The 18583-nt window shown below is 70.5% G+C and carries 22 protein-coding genes; 13 read left to right on the top strand and 9 right to left on the bottom strand.

What is annotated here, in order from left to right:
• Positions 1–8 precede the first annotated feature (8 nt).
• The 6 genes from QMK30_RS24795 to QMK30_RS24770 all read right to left on the bottom strand — a co-directional run bounded on the left by QMK30_RS24795 (position 9) and on the right by QMK30_RS24770 (position 5852).
• Positions 9–473, bottom strand: coding sequence for a DUF6238 family protein (locus QMK30_RS24795; RefSeq protein ID WP_283520523.1), 465 nt, complete (start codon positions 471–473; stop codon positions 9–11).
• 130 nt (positions 474–603) lie between these two features.
• On the bottom strand, positions 604–2076 hold the full coding sequence (locus QMK30_RS24790; protein WP_283520522.1) for an SCO6880 family protein: 1473 nt from the start codon (positions 2074–2076) through the stop codon (positions 604–606).
• A gap of 81 nt (positions 2077–2157) precedes the next feature.
• Positions 2158–3525, bottom strand: coding sequence for an SCO6881 family protein (locus QMK30_RS24785; protein WP_283520521.1), 1368 nt, complete (start codon positions 3523–3525; stop codon positions 2158–2160).
• Positions 3526–3557: 32 nt separating this feature from the next.
• A complete protein-coding gene (locus QMK30_RS24780) occupies positions 3558–4244 on the bottom strand; it encodes a hypothetical protein (RefSeq protein WP_283520520.1) in 687 nt (228 codons plus the stop codon).
• A complete protein-coding gene (locus QMK30_RS24775) occupies positions 4244–4558 on the bottom strand; it encodes a DUF6112 family protein (protein WP_283520519.1) in 315 nt (104 codons plus the stop codon). Before QMK30_RS24775 ends, QMK30_RS24780 begins: the two co-directional genes overlap by 1 nt.
• Before the next feature lie 160 nt (positions 4559–4718).
• Positions 4719–5852, bottom strand: coding sequence for a C40 family peptidase (locus QMK30_RS24770; RefSeq protein ID WP_283520518.1), 1134 nt, complete (start codon positions 5850–5852; stop codon positions 4719–4721).
• A gap of 511 nt (positions 5853–6363) precedes the next feature.
• On the opposite strand from QMK30_RS24770, the gene QMK30_RS24765 reads away from it, so the two are divergent.
• The 13 genes from QMK30_RS24765 to QMK30_RS24705 all read left to right on the top strand — a co-directional run bounded on the left by QMK30_RS24765 (position 6364) and on the right by QMK30_RS24705 (position 14806).
• Positions 6364–7119 (top strand): DNA-methyltransferase, encoded by a 756-nt coding sequence (locus QMK30_RS24765; protein WP_185298085.1) that lies wholly within the window; start codon positions 6364–6366, stop codon positions 7117–7119.
• Between the two features lie 152 nt (positions 7120–7271).
• Positions 7272–7931 carry a DUF4913 domain-containing protein gene (locus QMK30_RS24760; RefSeq protein WP_502963215.1) on the top strand — a complete coding sequence of 220 codons (660 nt, stop codon included), beginning with the start codon at positions 7272–7274 and terminating at the stop codon, positions 7929–7931.
• Positions 7928–8413, top strand: coding sequence for a hypothetical protein (locus QMK30_RS24755; RefSeq protein WP_283520517.1), 486 nt, complete (start codon positions 7928–7930; stop codon positions 8411–8413). Before QMK30_RS24760 ends, QMK30_RS24755 begins: the two co-directional genes overlap by 4 nt.
• 19 nt (positions 8414–8432) lie before the next feature.
• Positions 8433–9134, top strand: a complete 702-nt coding sequence (locus QMK30_RS24750; protein ID WP_283520516.1) for a hypothetical protein — start codon at positions 8433–8435, stop codon at positions 9132–9134.
• Positions 9135–9158: 24 nt separating this feature from the next.
• A complete protein-coding gene (locus tag QMK30_RS24745; protein WP_283520515.1) occupies positions 9159–9878 on the top strand; it encodes a hypothetical protein in 720 nt (239 codons plus the stop codon).
• A gap of 147 nt (positions 9879–10025) precedes the next feature.
• Positions 10026–10370: an SH3 domain-containing protein gene (locus QMK30_RS24740; protein WP_502963214.1), complete on the top strand. Its 345-nt coding sequence runs from the start codon at positions 10026–10028 to the stop codon at positions 10368–10370.
• A gap of 105 nt (positions 10371–10475) precedes the next feature.
• The gene (locus tag QMK30_RS24735; protein ID WP_185298080.1) at positions 10476–10964 is read left to right on the top strand and encodes a hypothetical protein; all 489 of its coding nucleotides are present in this window, start codon (positions 10476–10478) and stop codon (positions 10962–10964) included.
• On the top strand, positions 10961–11410 hold the full coding sequence (locus QMK30_RS24730) for a hypothetical protein (protein ID WP_283520514.1): 450 nt from the start codon (positions 10961–10963) through the stop codon (positions 11408–11410). Before QMK30_RS24735 ends, QMK30_RS24730 begins: the two co-directional genes overlap by 4 nt.
• A gap of 10 nt (positions 11411–11420) precedes the next feature.
• The gene (locus QMK30_RS24725; RefSeq protein ID WP_185298078.1) at positions 11421–11831 is read left to right on the top strand and encodes a hypothetical protein; all 411 of its coding nucleotides are present in this window, start codon (positions 11421–11423) and stop codon (positions 11829–11831) included.
• Positions 11832–11874: 43 nt separating this feature from the next.
• Positions 11875–12726, top strand: coding sequence for a winged helix-turn-helix transcriptional regulator (locus QMK30_RS24720; RefSeq protein ID WP_283520513.1), 852 nt, complete (start codon positions 11875–11877; stop codon positions 12724–12726).
• Entirely contained in the window at positions 12723–13235 is a 513-nt protein-coding gene (locus QMK30_RS24715; RefSeq protein ID WP_283520512.1) for a regulator, read from the top strand. The genes QMK30_RS24720 and QMK30_RS24715 overlap by 4 nt, the downstream gene beginning before the upstream one ends.
• A complete protein-coding gene (locus tag QMK30_RS24710; protein ID WP_283520511.1) occupies positions 13232–14467 on the top strand; it encodes an MFS transporter in 1236 nt (411 codons plus the stop codon). Before QMK30_RS24715 ends, QMK30_RS24710 begins: the two co-directional genes overlap by 4 nt.
• A gap of 36 nt (positions 14468–14503) precedes the next feature.
• Positions 14504–14806, top strand: coding sequence for a hypothetical protein (locus tag QMK30_RS24705; RefSeq protein WP_185298074.1), 303 nt, complete (start codon positions 14504–14506; stop codon positions 14804–14806).
• Between the two features lie 150 nt (positions 14807–14956).
• Here QMK30_RS24705 and QMK30_RS24700 read toward each other — a convergent pair whose 3' ends face one another.
• The 3 genes from QMK30_RS24700 to QMK30_RS24690 form a co-directional block, all read right to left on the bottom strand.
• Positions 14957–15664, bottom strand: coding sequence for a cation efflux transmembrane domain-containing protein (locus tag QMK30_RS24700; RefSeq protein ID WP_283520510.1), 708 nt, complete (start codon positions 15662–15664; stop codon positions 14957–14959).
• A complete protein-coding gene (locus QMK30_RS24695) occupies positions 15665–16000 on the bottom strand; it encodes an ArsR/SmtB family transcription factor (RefSeq protein WP_283520509.1) in 336 nt (111 codons plus the stop codon).
• A 78-nt stretch (positions 16001–16078) separates the two neighbouring features.
• Positions 16079–18580, bottom strand: coding sequence for a hypothetical protein (locus tag QMK30_RS24690; protein ID WP_283520508.1), 2502 nt, complete (start codon positions 18578–18580; stop codon positions 16079–16081).
• Between the last annotated feature and the right edge of the window lie 3 nt (positions 18581–18583).

Genomic DNA, 18583 nt, shown 5'->3' with positions numbered 1-18583 from the left:
GGTGGTGCTCATCGCACGCAGGCCGTGGTGTGCGAGCGGAGATCGGTGGGAGTGGTCTTGTGCCGGATGACGTGTCCGGCAGTGAGGTGGCGCTGGCAGATAGTCAGCACGGGTGGTCCCTCGGGGAGCCGTTCCGGATGGCATTCGTTCGTCTGGGTACTCTCTGGCGCCGTGTGGCTGGGCAGTAGGTGGAATGCGGAGTGGATCTCGGTGGTGGCCTGCCAGAGGCGCGTGTGCGCGGTGGTGAGGTGCCGGCCTGCGGCGGGGTGCGGCGGCCGGGCGGTCTCGGCGAGCCGGTCGAGGAGCTGGTGCAGGGCGGTGAGGTGGGCGTGGAGTACGTCGAGATGCACACGGTCGACTGGCTTGGCCGGGGCGGCGCCCGGTTGCACCAGGGCGCGGGTGTGGTGGCGGACTCCGGCGCTCGCTGCCCGGAGATAGGGATGCGCGTCGTTCGGACGCGTGGGAGAGGTCAAAGGTGGCGGTCCTTCCTGCCGGGAGACAGGGGCTGTGGCGGTTCGCCGCAGTGCGATCGAATGGCGGCGGGCTTGGCCAAGACCTCATCCACCAGGTGCGGAGCGGCACCGGTGGTGAGCTGTGCCCCGGTCACAGCGCGGTCCGGGCGAGGGGCAGTGCGGTGAGCGCGAAGGCGTCGGGCTGCTGGTAGTTGAGCCGTCGCAGGTCGACTCCCGAGGTGACGGCGTGGGTCTCGATCTGTGCGCAGGCGGCGTCGAGGAGGGCATCGGTCTCGGCGGTGACGGTGACCAGGCCGGTCAGGGCGACGTCGGCGTGTCCGGCGATGAGCTGACGCTCTCGTGTCTTGACGTCGGCGTACTCGACGGAGTCCTCTTCGCTGTCGACCTGTCCCTTGCGGGCGCGCTCGTTCGCGTCGGCGATGATCGCAGCCTTCTTCCGCTGGACGTCCCGCAGTGCGGACTCGAGCCCCTGGGGCACGTATATAAGGGACAGGCTGCGCCGTACTCCGGCCGTGAACATGATCCCGTGAAGGAAGCCCGCTCCCATCTCGGTCCTCGGCCAGTTCTCCACCCAGTACGTGGCGTGGCGGGCGGAGTCGGTGGCGAGGCGGTCGTACTCCTCGAACTGGACGACGGGGCCGGCGGCGGCGGGGTCCGCCTCGGCGCGGCCGGTCTCCGACCACTGCTGGAGTGCGGCGAGGGCCTTGGGGTCGTAGGCGGTGCGCACGACGGCGGCGATCTCCCGCGAGCTTAGCCACCCCGCCACCATCAGTCCGGAGTTCCGGGCGGCCTGGGCGATGGACGCGGTGGTCTGCTCCATGACGGTGAACGCGCCAGGCAACCCGCCGCCTGCCTGCGAGATCAGGCGCCTGGCGGCCTTCAGGTCGAGGGAGATGGCGAGGTAGGTCTCGTGCGGCGCGGCGGCGGGGCCGGCCGAGGCGACCAGCTCGGAGTAGATCTGTCCGGCGACCGGGGCCTGGGGCTGACCGCTCTGGGCCCAGTGGCGAGTGAGGGTGTCTCCGCTGTCGGGGACGGTGCGCTCCAGTACCTGGACGGTGGCGATGTGCCCGGTGCGGGCGATGCCTGCCAGTGCGCGTCCCCAGCTGTTGACGTTGTGGTTCTGAGTGGCGGGGTCGAGCAGGACGAAGGCGCGGCTGGTGACGCGGGCGATGGCGGTCAGGGTCTGGCGGTGCGGGTCGTGCACGGCCGCGGCCCCGTTGGCTGAGTCGCCGGGCGTGACGACCTTGAGGGAGGCCGCGGTGCCGGGCAGGTGAAGGACGCCGTCCTGGCGGGGCCGGGTGACGGGCCTGGCGAGCCAGAGCGTCTGGCCGGTGCGCCGGCGCTGAACGTAGCGGGCCACGATCGGCGCCCAGTCGATGAGCGAGCGGCCGTGCCGGCGGATGGCGACGAGTGCACCTGCCGCTGCACACAGCGGGGACAGGGCGACGGCGCCGAGCAGGCCGGTGGAGACCACCGTCATCAGTAGCAGCGCCAACATGCAGGAAACGAGGATGAGTTGGGGAAGGGAGAGGCCGAGGAGGATGCCGCGGCGGGACCGGTGCGGGAATTTCACGGTGACCGGGGCGGCGGAGAGGTCAGTCAAGTAGCAGGTCCTGGGGGCTCTGGTAGGGCCCGGGGGCGGGAGGCGCGGAGTGCGTCCCGCCCCCAGGAAGCGGACAGAGGATCAGACGCCGGTCGGCGGCGGCGGTGGAGCCGCTCCGCCGGTGGTGGCGTTCTGTGCGCCGGGGGACGGTGGTGCGCCCTGGGGTGGCGGGGTCGTGGTCGGCGGGGCGGTCTGCCACCCGCCTTCCTGGCCGGACGCGGTGCTCGCTCCGGAGCCGCCGGGTCCGGAGCTGCCGCCCACCTGGCCGCTGGTGTCGTCGGAGGCGCTCGTCGGCGGGGGCTGGACTGCCTTCTCCACACCGGACTTGATGGCGTCTCCGCCGGGCGAGACGCCCGTGCCGCCGCCGAGTGAACCTTCCTTGCCGCCACCCCCGTCCGTCGGGTTGGAGGCGATGTCGCCGGGGAAGCCGCCTCCGCCGTCGGGGCCCTGCGGAGCGGCGCCCGCTCCGGCTGCCGCGCCGCCGGTTCCGGCGGTGGCGGCTGCCGAGGCTGCCTTGCGGGCGGCCTTCTCGGCGTGCTGCTTGGCGATCTGGGCTCCGGCTCCGCCGGCGCGGTGGATGGACTCGCCGTCGGTACCGTCGGCAGCCCAGTGCACGAATTTGAAGACGGCGTAGGGGCAGAGCAGCACCAGGACCATAATCACGATGCCGGACATGACGTCGGCCAGTGCGCCGATGCCGTCCTTGGCCTCGGTCTTGCCCATGGCGGCGATGCCGAGCACGAAGATCACGGTCATCAGGAGCTTGGAGACCACGAGCGTGGCGGTGGCCTCGATCCAGCCCTTGCGCCAACGGCGTGCGACCTCCCAGCCGCCGCCTGCTGAGGCGAAGATCGCCAAGGTGACCATGACGAGGATGCCGACCTTGCGGACCATCATCACGCACCAGTAGAGGATGGCCCCGGCGGCGGCACCGAGACCGGTGACCACCGGGAGGAGCCAGCCCAGCCCGGACAGGCTGGCGATCTGGTTGACCTTCACGATGCGGCGCACGGCCGACTCGATGTTCAGGTGCGCGGTTTTGAAGAGTCCGTTGGAGATGGCATCGACCACCTCGATGGCGACGGTGGTCAGGGCTATGGCACAGAAGGCAAACAAAACACCCGATATGGTGCCGGTCAGTGCCTGGGTGAGGGCCTGTCCGTCACGTTTGATGGCTGCTCTGACGAGCTGTGCGCAGAATGTCGCGACGAGAAGGACCAGGCCCAGCGGCAGCAGCATCTCGTAGTTGTCGCGGAACCAGCCGGCGTTCAGGTCGACTTTGGTCGTGGCGTTGACCGCCTTGGCTGCCAAGTCGGCAGCCGCAGCGGCAAGTTCGCCGGCTGACTTCGCGAGCCAGTCGCCGATGGCCTTGCCGGGGTCGGAGGCGAAGTCGACGGCGTCACCGACGGAGCACAGTTTGTCTGCCAGGGGGAAGTCACAGAAACCCACGGGGAGTCCTCCTTTCTTGGGTCAGGCGCGGGTCACTGGGTGACGTTCGGAGCGATGGCGGCCAGGGAGCAGTCGTGGTCGGGGCGGCACTGGACGGCGAGGGTCACGGCGCGCTCTTCGGCGCCGCCGCCGCCCTTCTTCCAGGCGATCTGCTGCTTGCCGTTGACGGTGACGACGTAGATGTATGCCTGCGTGATCGCGGACGGGTCGTCCGCCAGGGCCGCCTTGAACGCGGAGGGGAAGTGGCCCTCGGTGACGGTCGCGGTGGCGTGCTGGTCCTGGTCGGCCATGCGAGACCAGAGCACCGGGTCGGGGACCTGGCCGGAGACCGAGGTCCAGTCGGCGTACGTGGTCTCCTCGGTCATCCACGCACGCATGCCGGCGAGTTGCTGGTCACGACTGGTGTTGCGGCTGTCGTAGGACCACAGCATCTGGGCCGCGGCCTTGGCGTACTCGACGGGCTCGGCGATCGGCGGGGGCTTGGGCACGGACCCCGATCCGGCGGCGGGCTTCGGGGCGGCCTCGGAGGAGGAAGGGCTGCTCGCCGGAGACGGGGCGGCGTGGTCCTGGCCCTGCTGGTTGCTCCCGGTCATCCAGGCGACGCTGGCAGCGATGACGAGCAGGACGGTAACGACCAGCACCACGATCGCGATGCGCTTGTTGGGCGACCAGCCAACGCCGTAGGAGGACAGGGAGACGGAGGGGAATCGTTTCTTCATCAGTGGACCTGCGAGCCGAGCGCCGAGAAGAACGTGACAATTCCGTTCGCGGCGCCCAGGCCGAGGGCGGCGCCGGCGGCGACGACGGCGCCCTTCTTGCCGTTGGCTTCGGCCTGGTGGCCGCCGGTGTGGTGACCCCAGGCCCACACGCCGAGGGAGACGACGAGGGCACCGACGACGGCGATGATCCCGAACATATTGATGCTGTTGACGACGTTCTTCAGGACGGCGAGGCCGGGCAGGCCGCCGCCCTGGGGCTTGATGCCGGGGTCGTAGGCGAGCTGGATAACGCGGTCTGCGAGGGGAAAGGGCATGGGTGTGGCGGGGCTCCTTGCATACGCAGGCCAGGCGAGGGGCCGGCGGGGAAGGGAAGAAGAGAAAGGGGGGAAGTGGCGCTCGGGGCGCGGGAGATGGCCGCGGCACAGGCCCGCCCGGAGTGCTGTCCGGGCGGGGCGGTGCTCGGGAGAAGCAGCGTCAGAGGACGCGGCGGGCGGCGAGAATGTCCCAGTCCTTGATCGGGGTGATCCGGACCGGCTTCGATGTGCGCGGCGCCTCGATGACGAGGCCCTCGCCCATGTACATGCCGACATGTTCGGGACGGCTCGCGGTGCCGCGGCTGAAGATCAGGTCACCGGGCTGGAGCTTGCTGGGCGAGACCGGCTTGCCCTCGTTGACCTGCGTGTACGTGGTGCGGGTGAGGGTGACGCCGGTGTGGGCGTATGCCTGCTGCATCAGCGAGCTGCAGTCGCAGCGGCCCATCGGGTCGGGGCCGTGCGAGTCGGTGCAGTTGCCGCCCCACTGGTACTGCGTGCCGAGCTGATGCATTGCCCAGTCCAGGGCTTTGCGGGCCTTGGGGTCGGCGTCCTTGGGGATCTTGTATCCCTTCGGGACGCTCCCCTCGGGGATCCGGCCGAAGCCGGAGCCGTCCTTGGACGGAGCGCAGCCGGTGGTACTGGCCGCCGGCTCCTTGACCTTGTCCGGCGCCTTGTCGACCTTGTCCTTGCCTGCGCCCGGGAAGGTGGCGGCGATGGCCTTCTGCAGCGCGGTCGACAGGCCCTCCCACTGCGCGTACGCGTCCGGGAGGCCGGATTTCTGGACGGCCTGTGCCGCCTGGGTGACGGTCATCTGCTGCCAGCCGCTCACCTTGAGCAGGTGCTTGTAGAACTGCTCGGAGGCGTGGACCGGGTCGCGGATCTGCTGGGCCGTGCCCCAGCCCTGGGAGGGGCGCTGCTGGAACAAGCCCAGCGAGTCCCGGTCTCCGTAGTTGAGGTTGCGCAGCCGCGATTCCTGCATCGCGGTAGCGAGCGCGATGATCTGGCCCTTCTTGGGCACGTCAAGGCTGATGCCGCTGGCCACGATCGTCTGCGCGTTGGGGACTTGCTCGGCCGGCAGGTCCAGGCCCTTGATCTTGACGTCCTTGCCGGACGCCCCGTCGAGGATCTTGGAAACCTGCTTGGCGACCTCGCCGGAATCGATGTCGGTCAGGCAGCCGCTGGAGAACGCTGCGGTCTGCACGGCATCGGCGGAGGAGGCCACCATCATGGCCGTTCCGGCGAGCAGGAGTGGGGAGAGGAAGACGACGCCGATGCCGGCGGCGAGCGCCTTCAACCGGCGCGGACCGCTCGCGTGTCAGCGATTACGGGCATGGGTGGGTAGAGAGACGTCATGGACGTGTCCTTCGGGGTGCGGTGTCCGGCGTGCCGCGTACGCAGGGCGTGGTGGAAGGGCGCGGCAGCCGGTGGTGGGCGATCGAGGGAGGCCGGTGCGGGCGAGTTGCCGCTCGCCGCGCATGGCCGGGCCGAGAGCTAGGTGTGCCGGGGCAGGGGAAACCTCCGAGAGGCATGGTGGGAAGTAGCCAGCGGCGGTGTGCGCCGGGCGGTTCAAAAACAGTAGGCCCGAATTGGCGGTTGACCAAAAAGTAGGCGCGAGGGATCGGAAACCGCACCCTCCGCCCACACTTCTTGGTCGTCGGCGATTTCACCTCTACAGTTTTTGGACTCCCCCTCGCTCTCCCCGATCTGTGGCCCGGGCATCTCTATGCCCCATTCCGGCCTGCGGGGACTCGCCTGCGAGACGGGCTTTCCCTTCCGTGTTTCCACGCCTGAACTGGGGTTCCTCTTTGCCTTTTTCCCTGCACCAGGGCGACGCTCTCAGCGTCCTTGCCGGCCTGCCGGACAACTGCGTCGACTCCGTCATCACCGACCCGCCGTACAACTCCGGCGGTCGGACTGCGAAGGAGCGCACGAGCCGCTCCGCGAAGCAGAAGTACACCTCCGCCGATGCACAGCACTCCCTGCCCGACTTCACCGGCGAGAACATGGACCAGCGCTCGTACACGCTCTGGCTGACCCAGATCATGACCGAAGCGCACCGCATGACGAAGACCGGCGGCACAGCGCTGCTGTTCACCGACTGGCGCCAACTCCCCGCTACGACAGATGCCTTCCAGGCTGCCGGGTGGCTGTGGCTGGGCGTCCTGACCTGGCACAAGCCGCAGGCCAGGCCGCAGAAGGGCAAGTTCCGCCAGGACTGCGAGTACATCGTCTGGGGTGCCAAGGGCAAGATCGACGCCGCTAAGAATCCGGTCTATCTGCCCGGTCTCTACAGCGCCTCGCAGCCGTCGGGGTCCAAGCGCCAGCACATCACCCAGAAGCCTGTCTCCGTGATGCAGCAGCTGGTGCAGATCGCCCCGCCGGGTGGCACGGTGCTGGACTTCTGCGCCGGCTCCGGATCCACAGGCGTCGCCGCCCTGCTGGAAGGCCGCGACTTTATCGGGGTGGAGAAGACCGAGCACTACGCGTCGATCGCGGCCGACCGGCTCACCGAGACGATCCGCGAAACCCTCACCCGGGACGACATGGTGCTCACCACCTGACGCTACAACCGCACTTCTCGACTGCGGATTTGGTCATCGCTCTCTGGCTCAGAGCGACGGCCCGCCACTCATTTATTGCGGCTCGACGAGCGATCCACTCGTCGTGACTTCTGCATCCCCATTTCCATGCCTTCTAGGAGGCCATTCTCCTCATGCCTGAACCCGTAGAGCCCTCGCCCGAGGGGGAGCTGGAGCCAGTCCGAGTTCTGGATCCCGACTCGGAAGGGGTAGAGGCCACGGTCCGGCGGCTGATGGACCGGCAGGCCCAGCACGAGCAGCAGCTCGACCGTCTGGCGTCGGCGCCGGACCCCGGCAGCCCGTCGCCGTTCGCGGCGTTCGGGATGCCGGGCTTCGGCGGACCGCCCTCGGCCGCGCCACCGGAGCCCCGCCCGATCATGGAGCTGGACGGCGAGGAACGCGAGGACGAGCTTGACGCTTTGTCCGACTGGGTCGACGACTTCCTCCTGCCGGTCTACGGGGCGGAGGTCACCACCGCGGCACCCTGGTGCCTGCAGTGGCAGGAGCACGACGACGTCGTGGCCTGGCTGCATGCCCTGTGGCTGGCTTACCAGCAGCACAAAGACCCGGAGGCCGGCCTGTCAGGGCTGTTCGTGTGGCACCGCGACTTCCTCACCCACGCCGTCGCCGCGATCCGTTCACCGGGCGGGCCGCTGTCGGCCTGCATGACCTCCCCGGACCGTGCCGCCCACCGGCTCCTTCCCGGCCCGCCGCCGTCGGCGCGCACCGAGAAGGCGACAGCCGACGCGTGGGCGCCTGCCGAGCCCGCGGAGCCGGACGAGCCGACGTCATGACCGGCGGGCATCAGCAGCTGGCCTTCGGCCTGAGCTTCGACCCCCGAGCCCTGACCGACCTCCTCCAGGCACCCGGCGACATCCGCGATCTCACACTCTCCTATCTGCAGGAAGTCGTGAACGCGGAGCGCTTCGGGCCTCGGCTCACGGGCGACCTGGAGGGCTACCGCAAGATCGTCGTGGACTCCCGGAAGGACTGGCGCGTTGTCTACGGACTCCGCTCGGCCCCCGAGGGCTCCCCGCAACGGCGAGAGATCCACGTCGTCGCGGTCCGGCCCCGTGCCGGCAACGACATCTACGACGAGGTCGGCCGCCGCCTGGGCATGGCCCGCCGGCCGCTGAGCGCCCGCACCCACGCGGCACGCTCCCGCCCCCCGCAGCTCACCCCCCGCAGCGCCGCGCCGAGGCCCAGCCCGCCGCCCTCCGCGATGCCGGGCCTTCCCCGCCCCGCGCACCACCCCTCGCCCGGTCACACCCGCTGATCGCACGGAGCCCCCGCCTATGCCCCCAGACCCCCTGCCGGCAGCAGCCCGGCGCTCCGTAACGCAACTCGACCACCGCATCGAAGTCGTCACCGGCCAGGACGTCGACACCCTCTGGGCCTACCGCGACCGCGGCATCCTCGACGAGCCGCACGCCGACCTGGTCGACCGGCACCGGGAGCTGGCCAAGGCCGAGACAGGGGTGATCTTCCACCGCACCCTCCTTCACCGCCTGGCCAGCGGCGACTTTCCCGTCGACGGCGCACTGTTCGAGCGCATCGACCGCACCGTGGACCAGCTGGAGGAGGCTGCCGACGTGCGCGACTTGGCCGCACGGCAGGTGCTGGCCGCGTTGGAGCCGATCCAGGTCACGGCCCAGCAATCCCAGCCGAAGGGCCCGGAGCGACTGTCGGTCGCCGACCAGGCGGCGCTGCTGTCGATCGCGGGCGGTGCCAAAGTGCACGCGCACCTGATCACCGGGCGGATGTCCGTCCCCACCGCCTCCGGTACCAGGGTCGCCTACGCCCATCTAGAGCGGCTCGAAGCCGCCGGCCTGGTCTCCCGGGATCCCGAGCGCTCCGTGATGGCCGGGCAGCCGGTCGCCCTGACCGACGCGGGCCGCACCGCCCTGGCCAGCAGCCGCAGGCACCGGCCCGCCGCTGCACCGGCGCCACCAAGGCCCGGCACCTGGCCCGCTGCCCCCACTCGGCCCCGCCGCTGAACCCCGTCGCCCACGAGGAGATCTATGCCCCTACCCGAACTCGACGTCCGGCTCGATGACTTCGAGCCTGCGGACCATCAGGTGGAGGAAGCGTTCCTGCACGCGGTCTCCCTCAACCAGGACATGCTCCTCCCGCTGGCTGAGCACCACAGTCCTTCCGGGGGGAACAGCTTCTACGTCCTGCACGACAGCTCGGTCACCTGGGGGATTCCCGGAGAGCCGCAGATCGCCGCTCTCCACCTCCAACGAGACTTGGTTGCCCGGACTTTCCGCTTCGAGTACGCCCCGCTGCCCCTGCCGTCGATGGCGCAGTCCTTGCTCATCAACCGCGGTTGCCCGCCCGACGCCATCGACCTCAACCCCGACCTGGGCCCCCCGCCGGCCGATGAGGCCACGCGGGCCCTGGAGCGCCGGCTCATGGGGGACGGAGACCACTTCGCGTGCGGGTACTCCTACACCAGCGACAGCCAAGACGACATGGTCACCATCGCGGCCCTGCGCGCCCTGGATGGGCGGGCTTCTTCCCCGTTCCGCGTCGTGATCGAAGAAGTCGATTCCGAGGCGTGGACGCACACCCTGCGCGAGGGCGGTTTCGCCACGGCCGAAGAGGCCGTCCAGTGGTGTCAGGAGCGGATCAGCGGCACGGCCGGGCCCCTGCCACCGGTCCGCCCGGGAGTGTCATCTACCCGTCCCGCTGCCCTGCCGAAGTCTCCCGCTCCGCGCCCTCCCGGCCGCTCGCACTGAGCCGCAAAGCCGACAGGCGCGCCGCAACATAGCCGACGATCGCCGGTTAGCCAAACCGGCGAATCTCCGGACTCTTAATCCAGCCGCCGGAACAACACGCGGCGCCTTTCCACACCATCCCTATGCCTGCACGGAGGTTCCTTCCGCATGCGCTCAACCCGAATTGCCATATCCGCCGCGATGCTCGGAGCACTCGCTCTGCCAATGCTCTCCGCCACCGCCGCCAGCGCGGCCCCCGTCGCCTCCGCCGTCCGTGCGAGCAGCTGTTCGTCCCTCCCGCCGCTCCCGTACGAGGTCCACGCCAAGGCCGTGACCATCCGGTCCAAGGCCACCACGAAGTCCACGGCGGTCGGGGTGCTCTACAAGAGCCACCGTTTCAGCGTCGCCAAGAAGAGCGGGAACTGGCTCTACATCACGGACAAGACCACCGGCGTAAAGGGCTGGGTCTCCGGCACTTACGTCTTCCGCGACGTCCGAATGTGCCTCGACTGACAGCTGGAGCAACGCAACCCGCTGATTGCCCAGCTGAGTTGACTGATCGCCCGGCGCTTCCCCTGAACTCTCAGGTGTCTGCGCCACCCGGAAAGGAGTTCACCCTTGCCCGATGACATATACGACGGCTTTGAGGATGTCGTGGGCGTGCTCACCGAGCAGATCGAAGCGCACTTCGAGATGGGCATGGATCAGCTGAAGGCCGCCGTCGCCGTCGCGCCGACCGCTCATCCCGACGCCACCGATGTCGTCAAATGGCACGGGCTTCTCGTCGGTTCGCAGACCGCGCTCGACCGCGCGGAGAACGACCTGCTCGGGGCGCTGCAGTCGCAGCCCAGCGAGGTCGACGACCCCACGATGGGCCTCGCCCACCGCGTCAACGCAGCCGTCACCGCGCGCGACGGCCGGGCCATGGTCGTGCGGTGGCTTCTCGACCCGGCCGCTCCGGGGAAGCAGGGCCTCGCCGCTGAACGCCTCGCCCGTCTCAGCCGCGGGACTCGCAAGGGCCCGGCGGTGCAGACCAGCCCTCCGCAGCGTCCGGCGGTCGCACCTGCACCCGCGCCCGTCCTGCGGGCGGGGAGGGGCGCGCTGTGAGCGTCCGCTTCAAATCCAGCACCCTTGACGACCAGATCGAAGGGTCCTTCGCAGCCCCGGTCGCCGAGCTGTACGCGACGGCGTTCGGCCCCAGTGCGACGCCCGCGCTGACCCGTGTGCTGGAGCTGCGGTCGTTCCTCGTCCTGGCCGAGGAACAGGTCGCCCGTGTCCGTGACCGCGTGCACGAAGCGATGGCGCCAGGGCGCGACATGAACGAGCTGTCAGCGGACGACCTGCGGATGGACTCGCAGTGGCTGGAGGCGTCGCTCGATGCCCGCGACGGCTACCGCGCCGCGCTCGGCGAGCTGTTGCGGACGATGCCACCGCCCGACCAGCAGCCCCGCCCCGTCCGCCTGACGCAGGCGACGGTCGCCACCACCCCGCCGCCGTCCGTCGCCGCCCCGGCACCGCAGCGTGCCGGGGCGGCCCGGTCCCGCCGACCGTGAAAGCCCCCGCTTGCCCCACCTCACGTCCACAGAGATAGCCGGACGGATCGCGGACCTGTACGGCTCACCGCTCGACGACCTCGCAGCCCACGCCCAGGACCAGCCGCCCGGCATGCTCTCCGCCCTGCTCGGCATGCACGACGGCCTCGCCCTCGCCGAGCGCAGCATCGACTTCCACCGCGACCGCCTCGCCCAACTCGTCCACCCCGAGCGGCAGATCGGACGCCACGAGGTCTCCCACCTTCTCGACGGCACCCGCCGGATCGCCGAAGCCGTCGCTGTCCGGGACATCCAGGCCCAATCGGCCTCCGCCGTTCTCCAGAGCCTGGCCCGCGTCACCGCGCCAGCTCCGCCCCCGGTACCCGCGCCAGCCGTTCCCGCCCCACCCGCTCCGGCCGTGAGCACTGCACGGAGCCGCTGAGCCCCGCGGGTAACCCCCTTACACGCATCCAGGAGTTCCTCCCTTGGCCATCACCGGTCTGCCCCCCGACACCGACGCTGACATCGCCCGGGTCACCGAGGCACTCGCCATGATCACCCCGCGCTGGAACGTGCGGATCCTGCTGGCCCTCTCCGGCCCCCCACAGCGCTACAGCGAGATCGCGGTCAAAGTCTCCTGGCTGCAGAGCGGCCAGCTCCACCCCAAGATCAAGTCGCTCTGCGACGCCGGCCTCGTGCAGCGCACCGAACACACCTCTCGGCACGTCACCTACGGCCACACAGAGCGCGGCGCAGCCCTCCTGCCGGTACTGCCGATGATCGTCACCTGGGCCGAGGCGCACCTGGAGAAGGCGGATCACCCGCTGCCCGCGATCGAGCAGATCGAGGACAGCCTCACCCTGCTCACCCGGCGGCACGCCGCCGCCCTCCTGTGGGTGCTGAAATCCCGCGAGCAGGTCAGCGGCCGGGCACTGGCCAACATCGTCATGCCCAGCAGCGACTGGACCAACGTGTACCCGCCGCTGCGCCAGCTCGTCGCTGACGGCCTGGTCGACACCGACGGCATGGGGCAGCCCTACCGCCTGTCGGTCGCAGGCCACGGTCTGGGTCCCCTCTTCGGGGCTCTGTCCGCGTGGTCGGCCGGGCGACCCCTGGCAGGGGCCGCCCAACACCCCGTCTGGGGAAGCCCGGAGGCAACGGCCGGTCCGCGGACGTGGGTCAGCAACCAATCGAGGCTCCCGGCTCCCGCCCCGTCGCCGCCGCCTGTCCGGACTGGGCAGAACCCCCGCCTGACATGGCAGAACCCGGATCTGTTCTCGCACACCGCGGCGGCCCGCCCGAAGGCAGCACTCCCGGCGGGAGGCCCGCGCCGATGAACGCCTCCTTCACCCCCGCCGAACTCCGCAACGCCTTCACGCTGTTGTCCTCGACGGCCCTGATCCGTCTGATCAGCGAAATCGACGACAACGGGCCGATACCGCCGCGCAGGCTGGCCGGCACACTCCATGACCTCTCCGCGCACCGCCTCCGCCGGGCCACCGACGCGGCCCGCGCCCACGCTCTCGTCCGGGTCGGACCCGGGGTCGGCCTGGAACTCACCACGTCCGGCGCGGAACTGGCCGACATCTACGACGCCATGGCCCGGTGGGCACGGCGCCACGCCTACCCGACCCCTATCTGCGACTTCACCACCCGCCTCCAGCACACCCTCGCTCTCCTGGCGCCCATGCTCGGGGCCGACCCGGCCGAAGGCTCCCAGCGCCGGGCGGGCGAGAGCCCGCCCGAGCCCGACGCGGACCTTGGCCTCGCGCGCGCTCTGCTCGCCCAGTGGCTGAACGTCAACCCGCAGGTCACCCTGCTCCCTGAGCCCGAGCACGTCGCGTGAGCGGTGGCACCACCCCCCGGCACGCCCTCCACACCGCAGGACTGCTGCGCGGGATCTATCTGCCCCGCACGGTCGATGCCCTCGCGTTCGCCATGTCCACCTACGGCATCCCGCTCCTGGTCCTGGCCACGACGGGCTCCGCCGCACTGACGGGCCTGGCGTTCGCCCTGGAGTGGATACCCAGACTGGCCGCTTTCGGCTGGGCCGGAGCCATCGTTGACCGGCGAGGCGCGTCGGTCGTCTTCTTCCTCGCCTCCCTCGGCCGCGCAGTGGTCCTCGCCGCCGGTGCGATCACCCTCTATCTCCACCCGTCCGGCACGGTGGCCAGTGCGACGGTGATGGTGCTCGCCGCCAGCACCGGCGTTCTCACCGAGTTCTCGTACATCGCGGCCGAGACGGCAGGCGCCGCCGCCGGCCGCCGAGCCGGGGGGCGAGCCCACCGTGTCCAGGCCGTCCTGCTCGGCATCGATCAGACCGCCACCCTGACGGGCCCGGCGGTAGCGGGCCTCCTGCTGCTCGCCGGCCCTCCCCAGATGCTCGCCGTGATCACCGTGTTCTCCCTGCTCGCCGCAGTACTCGCGCTGCGCACACCACCCTCACCGGTCGCCCCGGCCCGCGCCCCGAAGGACCACACGAGCGCGGGGCTGCACACCGGCTGGCGCACCATCCGCTCCCTGCCGGCCCTCGGCTGGCTGGTAACCGGCCTGACCCTCTCCAACTTGGCCACCGGCTTCCTCCAGGCCGCCGGCCCCGTGATCGTCGTCAACCACTACGGGCAGTCCACCACCGCCGTCGGCCTCATCTGGTCCGCCGCCGCAGCAGCCACGCTCCTGAGCGTCACCATCTGCCGGTTCGCGATCGACCGCCTGGGCCTGTGGCCGGTCGGCGCCACCTGCGCCGCCGTCGCCTCACTCGCCTGCCTCGCCGCAGCCCAGGCGCCCGACTACCTCTCCTACCTGATCCTGGTCGCGATCCTGATGGCCGCAGAGGGCGGCATGACAGTGGTCCTGCGCACGCTGCGCTCCCGCCTGATTCCCCCGGACCGGTTCGGTAGCACCCTCTCCGCCACCATCCTCATCCTCCTGCTGCCCTTCCCCGTCGCCGGCGTACTCACAGCGCTCACCCCGCCCGACGCGCTGGGCCACGTCATCACCGCTTGCGCCGCCCTGCAGGCCCTCGGCCTGTTCCTCGCCTTCGCCCGCCTGCGCACCGATCCCGCCCTGCGCTCCTGACCCGCTGCTCTTCCCCAGCTTGTGGAGAACTTCCCCATGTCCTTTGCCTGTTCCGGAGCGACCCGTGCGCGCAGCCGCACCATCACCGATCAGTTCCACGCCTTCCACGCCCAACACCCGCACGTATACCGCGCGCTGGAGCGTATGACCGCCCGCCAGCTCGCCACCGGCGCCACCCGCGTCGGCCTCAAGAACCTCTTCGAGGACCTGCGCCGAGAGCTCCCGTACGGCGTGGCCGGGCTGAACAACAACTTCACCGCCCTCTACGCCCGGCAGCTGGTCGCCGCACACCCCAAGTGGGCCAGCGCGTTCGAGCTACGGCGCCGCCGCGCCGACTGACAGCTCTTCCCCCCGTCCTGCTGTCCACCGATTCGGAGAACCTCTTCTTGTCCGCACGTATTGGTAAGCCCGGCTATCCGAAGTTGCGGAATGCCTCTGTGCTGCCGAGCAGCGGAGCCAACCATGTTTGATGGTGGTGCGTCGTATGACTCAGCAGCAGTCGCAGCCCGCAGCACAACCACACTGGTCCGCCTCGGACTTGACGGCGATGGGTCCCATCGGAGTCGGTGCGCAGCACCCCTTGCCCTGCCAGGCGTCTCGCCCTTCCTTCGCGGCGATGACGGCGATGACGAGGGCGGCGATGGGGTCGGCCCAGGACCAGCCGAAAGCGAGGTTGGTGAGGAGACCGACGAGGAGCACGGCGGAGAGATAGGTGCACAGCAGGGTCTGCTTGGAGTCGGCCACGGCCGACGCCGAGCCCAGTTCGCGTCCGGCCTTGCGCTGGGCGGCGGACAGGAACGGCATGATGGCCAGCGAGAGCGCGGCCAAGACGATGCCGGGGATGGAGTGGTCGGCTTCGCCGGTGCCGGTCAGGGCTCGTACGGAGTCGACGGTGACGTACAGGGCGAGCGCGAAGAAGGACACCGCGATGATCCGCAGCGTGGTCTTCTCCCGAGCTTCGCGGGCGGCGTGGTCGGTGGCGGAGAACTGCCACGCGACGGCGGTGGCCGAGGAGACCTCGATGACGGAGTCCAGGCCGAAGCCGATCAGTGCGGTCGAGGAAGCGATCGTGCCCGCGGTGATCGCGACGGTCGCCTCGATCACGTTGTAGGCGATGGTCGCCGCGACCAGGAGCCGTATTCGGCGGGTGAGCGCGTCGCGTCGGGCGGGGCCGGGGCCGAGGGATATCGCGGTCATTCAGCAGCAGCCCTTCTCGCCGGTCTCCGTGCAGGTGCGGTCGGCGGCGACGGCCACGACGGCGGTGCGCAGGTCGTCCAGGGCGTGGCCCAGGCGGTCGTCGGCGAGTTCGTAGCGGGTGCGCCGGCCGTCGGGGACGGTGACGACCAGACCGCAGTCGCGCAGGCAGGCCAGGTGGTTCGACAGCCTGGTGCGCGAGATGTTCAGGGCGTCGGCGAGGTCGGCCGGGTAGGCCGGGGCTTCGCGCAGCGCGAGCAGGATGCGGCAGCGGATGGGGTCGGCGAGGGCGCGTCCGAACCGCGTCAGGACTTCGATGTCGGTAGCAAGTGTCAGCACTCCCCGAGAGTACAGAGAATCCTGAATTCAGGGAATCGTGGATTCTCAAGTGGGGGTGGGCGTCAGGCTGCGGGTCGGTCAGCGGCGGCTGAGGTCGGCGGCGTAGTCGGGGCTGAATCCCCGGCTCTCGCGGTGCCATTGGTCGGCGGTGTTCTGGTGGAAGCCGAGCAGTCGGCTGACGACGACGGCGGGCAGTTCGGCGGCGATGTCCATCAGGGCGGTATGGCGGGCGGCGCGGGGGCGGATGCCGATCTGCTTGAGCCGATTGCTCAGGTGGGCGGCGGCCATCGGCCGTCCGGCGTGGCCGCCGGGAAGCAGCCACGACGGCTCGTCGGCCAGTCGCACGGCGCTGTGGCCGCGGCGGCGGCGCACCAGTCGGCGCACGAGTTCGTCCAGGGGTGCGGGCATGTCGGCGGGGACCTTGCCGAGCAGTACGGAGACCTTCTCCCCGGTGTCTGTGACGTGCTCGCAGGTCAGCTGAATGATGCGGCTGGGCGGCTGCGCGAACAGCAGCACCAGCAGGCCGGCGGCGCGGTCGACATCACCGAGTCCTTCGTCGCGGGCGAGACGGCGCACCAGGTCCCAGCGCAGGTCCTGGGCGATGACCTCGGCGCTGAACGCCGAAATGGGGAAGGGGACATGCAGCGGCGGCGCCAGAGCGCGGCGGGCCGCCCACATCATGAACGAACGGATCAGGGTGCGGTTGGCGGAGCCTTCGGCGAGCCAGGCGTCGATGTGGTCCTGGGTGCAGGAGGAGAGATCACGGCCCTGGTGGGCGAGCCAGGACAGCAGCCGCACGTTGGCGGAGACCTCGTGCCGCACCCCCTCTGCCTGTCCTTGGGTGACGGGTTTCCCCTGGCGCCGCAGCCGGTGAAGGTGATGCCAGGTGACGAAGCTGCGCAGGGCGTTGCGTTCCTCAGCAGAGCTGAGGCGTGCGTACGCCCGGCCGAGCCAGAGCTCCAGTTCGGCAAGGTGCTCGTCACGCCGCGGCAGAGCGCCGCCCGCGACCAGGACGGCGCGCAGATGCCGGACGACCTTCACGGGCTGGCAGCCGTCGAGTACCTCGTGGCTGACGGGGCCGGTGTCCTGGGCGAACTGGTGCAGGATGTGCCGGGCGGAACCAAGGCGCAGCCAGGCGAGCAGGGCGTGCGGGGTGACCTGGAGCAAGGCCGCGTAGACGGGCTCCAGTTCCGGGCGCACGGCTTCCTCCGCGCTCGGGGGATCGGTGAGCGCGAGCGAGAGCTGACGTCGCGCGGCACAGGCCGGACACAGCCCGTAGTGGAAGAGCTTTTCGACGACGCCGCACCCGGAGCAGGGCCGACGGACACGCTCATGGCGGTTCCAGCAGGTGTCACACAGCGGCTCGCCCTCGCCGGTCCGGCCCACGACGCGCCGGGATCGACTGCATTGCGAGCACGGGATGCGGGGCACGCCGCACCGCCCGCACAGCGGTTCTCCGGCCTCGGTGCGGTACTCGGCGCGGCGCAGCAGCCCGCACCGGCTGCATTCCTTGGGCGGCCTCGCCTTGATCTGGCACGGCCCGCACACCGGGGTGGCGCTCTGGGCGAAGTGGCACGGCCGGGTGGTGTTGCAGAGCGAGCAGGCGGCGGTCGGCAGTTGGAAACAGTGCGAGCACAGTGGGCCGTCGGCGGTGCGCTGGACCGCACGCCGCAGTTCACCGCACCGGACGCAGATGCGCTGGTGAAAAGGGGTGGTCCGGCAGCAGTTCGCACACAGCGGCAGGCCGTCGGGGGTGCGGGTGGCCACCGGGGAGCTGCGTGCGCACTGCGAACAGGGCTGGGCCCGGACCTTCTTCCAGCAGGTGCGGCAGCAGCGCAGCCCGTCGCGTCCCATGTCGAGCGTGGTGGTGCGGTGGCAGAACGGGCAGGGCGGGTCGACGAGATGGTCGGCGCCGCGCGCGATCAGTGCCTGGATGAGCCGCAGCCCCCGGGCCGGTCCGTGGGCGCCGTCGCCGGTGAGCAGCCGGGGATGGTCTTCGAGGGCCCACAGCAGTCGCAGCCGGCCGGTCTTGCTCCGCTCCACCGAACAGACCGCCTGCTCGACCACGTCCGGGGGCAGTTGGGCAGTGGCGGTCACGAGCCCGACCAGGTCGGCCAGGACGTCGCGGCCGTCGTCGGGCGGATGCGCACTGCACCGGGGACGCCCGTCGCGGTCGCGGCCGGAGTAGTTGCGGCTGCCGCAGAGTGCGCACGGATTGGCCACCGCGATCACCCGGGCCAGGCAGGAAGCACAGATCCGCGTCTGGTCATGTCTGATCTTCAGCGGTCTGCGTGCTCCGCACCGCGTACAGCGGGGGAGCTGCACGTGGATCGCCCCGTTCTCCCGCAGGGCGCGCAGCAGACGGCCGAGCGAGGTGGGCCCTTCGGGCCTTCCCGACGTGAGGAGTTCGGGTCCCGCCTCAAGGAAGCGGGCCACCTCACGGCGGGCGGGACGGCGCTGGAGCGTCGCGAGCAGCACCTTCTTCACCAGCACGGCGTCGAGCTGCGGCTCGACGGCCCGCACGGCCTCGATGATGACCTGCTCGGGCTCGACGGCGAAGCGCGGCTCCTTCTCGGACACGAG

Source organism: Streptomyces sp. H27-C3, assembly GCF_030063415.1.
GTDB lineage: Bacteria > Actinomycetota > Actinomycetes > Streptomycetales > Streptomycetaceae > Streptomyces.
This window is presented reverse-complemented; position numbering and strand designations above follow the sequence as displayed.